The following is a 5037-nucleotide window of genomic DNA, read 5'->3' on the forward strand; positions in this document are numbered from 1 at the left end:
ATCAGTTATCAGTGAGAAGGGGATAGGAAAATGGGGGAATAGGGTAATGGGGAGATAGAGTAATTTCCACTAAAACCCTAAAACCCTAAAACCCTAAAACCCTACACCCCACACCCCACTCCCCACTCCCCACTCCCCACTTATGAGAGATGATCAAAAGATGAAAGAATCATGGCGAGAACGTCTGAATATCTCTCGAATAGCGATTAATGCGCCGAGGTTAACCATTGCTTTCTGGTTAGCGGTGGCCGTGGCGGGAATTTTGGCTTTTAGTTCCCTAAAATACGCTCTTTTCCCCGATATCAGCTTTCCAGTCGTAATAATTAACGCTCAAGCGGATTTAGCTACTGCTATCACCACGGAACAGCAATTAACTAAACCCCTAGAAAATCCCCTTTTCTCTCTCCCCGGTTGTCGCGATGTTTCCTCGACTACTGGCCCCGGACAGTCAGTAATCAGCATTTTCTTTAAAATTGGCACAAATTTAGACAAAGCCACCGCAGCAGTTAAACAGACTATCTCGCAAGTCCCTTTACCCCCTCAAGCTACTACGGAAGTTATCCCCGTTGATTTAAATGAGTCGGCAACAGTTACATATACGCTGGTGAGTGAGCAGAAAACCCTAGAAGAATTAAGCCAAATCGCCCAAGATAATTTAATTCCGCCCTTAAAAGCTCTCCCAGGTACGGCTAAAGTTAATTTACTCGGTCAAGGTACAGTTAGAGAAGATAATCCCCATAAAAGCTTAACCCGACCATTGCCCACGCTGGTGCGCTTTAACGGCCAAGAGGCGATCGCAGTGCAGGTAATCAAAAAAGGTGCAGCCAATAGTCTCGATCTGGCCGCTCAAGCAGAAAAACTGGTTAAAGACATAGCACAAAAACTGCCCGATGTCAAGATAATTTTAGCTGAAACCCAAGCGGAATATATTCGCGCTGCCCTACAAGGCACGATCGATGATTTACTTTTGGCAGTTTTGCTGTCAGTGCTGGTTATATTGATATTTTTAGGCAGTTTCGCCGCTACGGTCATTTCTGCTCTGGTTATCCCCCTATCTCTTTTGGGGACTTTCATTATCATGGCCATCTATGGGTTTAATCTGGAAACCCTGACGCTGCTGGCTCTCGCTTTGGTGATTGGCATTGTCGTGGATGATGCGATCGTTGATGTGGAGAATATTTCCCGTTTAATCGATGCGGGGGAAACCCCGAAAAATGCGGCACTCAAGGGGACAAGGGAGATCGGATTAGCTGTCACCGCCTCCACCTTAACCATTGTTGCCGTGTTTATACCCGTCGCTTTTATGGGGGGTGCGGTGGGGCAGTTTTTCCAACCCTTCGGTTTAACTGTCTCGGCTGCGGTGATTTTTTCTCTGTTGATCGCCAGAACTTTATCGCCAGTTTTGGCAGTATATTGGCTGAAACCGCAATCACGGGCAAAAATGACGAAACAAAAGCGACCGATTGAGAACACCTACCGACGGCTCTTAAACTGGTCATTGCGTCATCGTTTGCTGGTCATTGCTATTGCCCTAATTACCTTTTTGGCGGGTATTGCCCTGATTCCTTTTATTTCTAGGGGATTTATTCCCCGACTCGATCGCGGCGAGTTTAATCTAGTTTATACGTCTCCTTTGCCGAAAATAACGCAAATTAGCCCTAATAAACCGACGGCTAAGAGTTCTACTGATAGTTTCGCTTGGATTTCTCAGTTAGCGAGTTCTCCCGAAAGTTTTCTCCTGCGTCGCACTGTCCGGGATGGCAGCAAATTAGAAGCGCCGATTTTGGGGGATGGGGAAGTGGAATCGACTTTTCTGATCGCCGGTTTACGCGGTGAGCCGAATCGTGGCAAAATTCACGTTAAACTGAAGGGCGATCGTAAATCTCACACCAGCGCCGTGCAGCAACGGATTCGGCAAATTTTACCGACAATTAGAGGGGTGAATGTCAGTGTCGAGGACATTCCTTTTGTGCAGACGGAAGCGGAAAAGCCGATCCAAATTGCGATTAAAAGCGATAATTTGCCACTATTGCGCGATAGTGCCGAGAAATTGCGGGTTGAGGCCGCTAAAATCGCCGGTTTGAAGGATATTTCCCTATCATCTAGATTAAATGATCGGGGGGATTTTTTGGCGATCGAGCGTTTAAATGGTCAACAGGCGATTTTTCTCAGTGCTAATCTCAGTCCGGATTTAGGCTTAGAAGATGCGGCGATTAAAATTGAAGGGATTCCTTTACCGGAAGGGATAACTTTACAGCGTTGGGGTACTTCTTCTCAAAGTAGCGATGTTTTGGGCAGTTTTGGTCGCACTTTAATCCTAGCGACGATTTTAATGTTAGGAGTTTTATGGTTATTATTCAGAAGACTGCTAGAAACTATCGTCATCGCTTTATGTTTACCTTTAGCGATTGTGGGGGCAATGTTGGGGTTATTGATAACGGGTAGTGAGTTTAGTATGATTTCTCTGATCGGGTTTATCTTCCTCTTGGGATTACTCGATAAAAACGCTGTGTTATTGCTGGATTATACTAACCAATTGCGTCAACAGGGTTGGAGTCGGGAGGAAGCGGTGTTAGAAACGGGAATGATTAGGTTAAGACCGATTTTAATGACCACTTGTTCGACAATTTTAGGCATGATTCCGATCGCTTTGGGATTGGGTACTGGTGCGGAATTGCGGCAACCCATGGCGATGGTAATTGTGGGAGGTTTAGTCACTTCTTCCCTGTTGAGTTTAATTGTTGTGCCTGTGTTATATCTAAGTTTAGAGGATGTTTGGAACCGGATTAAAGCCGGTCAAAAGTAGCTAGTTTTACCGTCCCTTTAGTTAGGGTTGAGTGCATCCCACATTTGCAGAAATACCGAGAATCAGCAATTATCAGTGACTCTTAAATTAGTATAAAAATATGAACAATCGCGTGTAAGCATCCCACCGAAAAGCTAATGTGCGGGGGGTTTGGGGGGTAGAACCCCCCAAAAGCTTGGATTGAGTAATAAAACCGAAAGTAACCCCCAATTTTAGGAGAAAGTTTCCCCTGAAAAATCCCAAATTAGTAGATTTACAAAAATGAGATGCACCCTTATGGTTACCCTGTCACCCTGTCCCCACTAAAAACTTTTTGCCACAAACCCTAGTTATTGTTTTGGCTTCTGATTACTATAGAGTCGTTTGAACTCTTTTTGTTGTTGATTATGATCGACAATTGGCTCAGGATAACCACAACGATGTCTTTCTAAACGGGGGATTTTCCCAGTTACTAGATATTCCGTATCTACGGAGGCTAATTCCGGCAACCACTGACGAATATATTCCCCTTCCAGATCGAATTTTTGTGTCTGACTAGCGGGATTAAAAATTCTTAAAGGTTTCGGATCCATGCCACTAGACGCACTCCACTGCCAACCACCATTATTAGCGGCTAAATCGCCATCAAAAAGTTTCTGCATGAAGTATTTTTCGCCTTTTTGCCAGTTAATAATTAAATCTTTGGTTAAAAAACTCGCCACGATCATGCGACAACGATTGTGCATCCATCCCGTTTCATTTAATTGTCGCATGGCCGCGTCAACGATCGGATAGCCGGTTTTTCCCTGGCACCAAGCTTGAAAATGTTCTTCGTTATCCTGCCAAGGAAAATGACGAAATTCTTTTCTATAAGCACCGACCGCCAATTCTGGGAAAAAATAGAGACAATGCTGGTAAAATTCCCGCCAAGCTAACTCTTGCTGCCAAGTGATAATACTATTTTTTGCTTCCTCTGCCCGGCAATTTTCTAATAATTCTAGGGTTGCCGTCCAAATTGTGCGGATGCCAATCGCCCCAAATTTTAAAGCGGCACTCAAGCGCGAGGTCCCATCGAAAGCGGGGAAGTTACGATCTTCTTGATAATTGTTAATAACCCCTTGACAAAATTCTTCTAATCTGCTAGTAGCGGCTTTTTCTCCGGGGGTGAGGGGTAAGGGATTTTGCCAAGTAAAACCTAAATTTTCTAGGGTTGGTAAGTTAATAGTTTCTGCGAGTTTCTCCCCCTCATTTTCGTCTAATCCTTGCAGGTTTTCTAGGGTTTTGGGGCTGGCTTTGGCTAATTGGCTCCAATTTTTCCAAAAAGGAGTATATACGGTGTAGGGACTTTTTGAGAGGGTGAGGACTTGTCCGGGGGCGTGGAGAAGTTGATCCCAGAAAGTTTCTACTTCAATTCCTTTTGTTTGTAAAGCGGCGATTACCTGTTGATCCCGTTGACGCGCGTAGGGTTCGATATCGAGGTTAAAAAAAACTGCTTTTGCCGATAAATTGCTGGCTAAGTTGACCAGTGTTTGACTGGGGTTGCCGCGAATAATCAGTAATTGACTACCTTTTTGGCGATAATTTTTTTCTAATTCCTCTAGACAACCGAGGAGATAGGCAACCCTAGCCGGGGCGATATCATCCCCTTCTAAAATAGCAGGATCGAGGCAGAAAACCCCGATAATTTTCGGACTGCGCTCCCTAGCTTTACTCAGTCCAATATTATCCGAGAGACGTAAATCGCGACGATGCCAGAAAAGGATTAGATTTGACATAAAGTAAGGTGATGAGAAGATTATCAGGGGCGAGATTATTGGGGTAAAACGGGGGTACAGTTAAGAACAAATTCAAGTCAAAAATACTCTTTCTGTAATTATAGGACAGTGGATCAAGAATAATTATCTAATTTTACAATCTAGCTGTGATTGGCAGTTAATTTATTGACAAAATCTCGATGTTCTGCTGTTTCTAACCCCCGCTGCAAAATCACTAAAACTTTTCCTAAGTCGCCCATTAATAAAGCGTTTTTATCTAGCCATAAACCTGGGAAGATTTGAGAGCGCATTATGCCATCACTATCGGGTTCTAGTTTAATATATTCTCCTGCCTGTAGTCGAAACCAATCAATTTCTTGTTCATAAAAGCGCCAGACTAGGTATTCTTGGACTTGATTGCGACGGTAAACATTTAATTTTTGATGAACATCGTAGGAAGCACTAGAAGCGGCAATTTCGACAATTAATTCCGGCGCG

General features: G+C 44.0%; 3 protein-coding genes. 1 reads left to right on the plus strand and 2 read right to left on the minus strand.

The window, feature by feature from the left end; all coding sequences use genetic code 11:
• The first annotated feature begins 160 nt into the window (after positions 1-160).
• Complete coding sequence (locus MICAI_RS01570) at positions 161-2806, plus strand: efflux RND transporter permease subunit (protein WP_039899413.1); 2646 nt, start codon at positions 161-163, stop codon at positions 2804-2806.
• A 329-nt stretch (positions 2807-3135) separates the two neighbouring features.
• Here MICAI_RS01570 and MICAI_RS01575 read toward each other — a convergent pair whose 3' ends face one another.
• Both MICAI_RS01575 and MICAI_RS01580 read right to left on the minus strand, forming a co-directional pair.
• Positions 3136-4560, minus strand: a complete 1425-nt coding sequence (locus tag MICAI_RS01575; protein ID WP_008196853.1) for an FAD-binding domain-containing protein — start codon at positions 4558-4560, stop codon at positions 3136-3138.
• Positions 4561-4700: 140 nt separating this feature from the next.
• Positions 4701-5037, minus strand: a 337-nt coding sequence (locus MICAI_RS01580; protein WP_039899416.1) for a Uma2 family endonuclease, incomplete at its 5' end; no start/stop codon positions are given.

The organism is Microcystis sp. T1-4 (assembly GCF_000297435.1).
In the GTDB taxonomy this organism is placed as follows: Bacteria; Cyanobacteriota; Cyanobacteriia; order Cyanobacteriales; family Microcystaceae; genus Microcystis.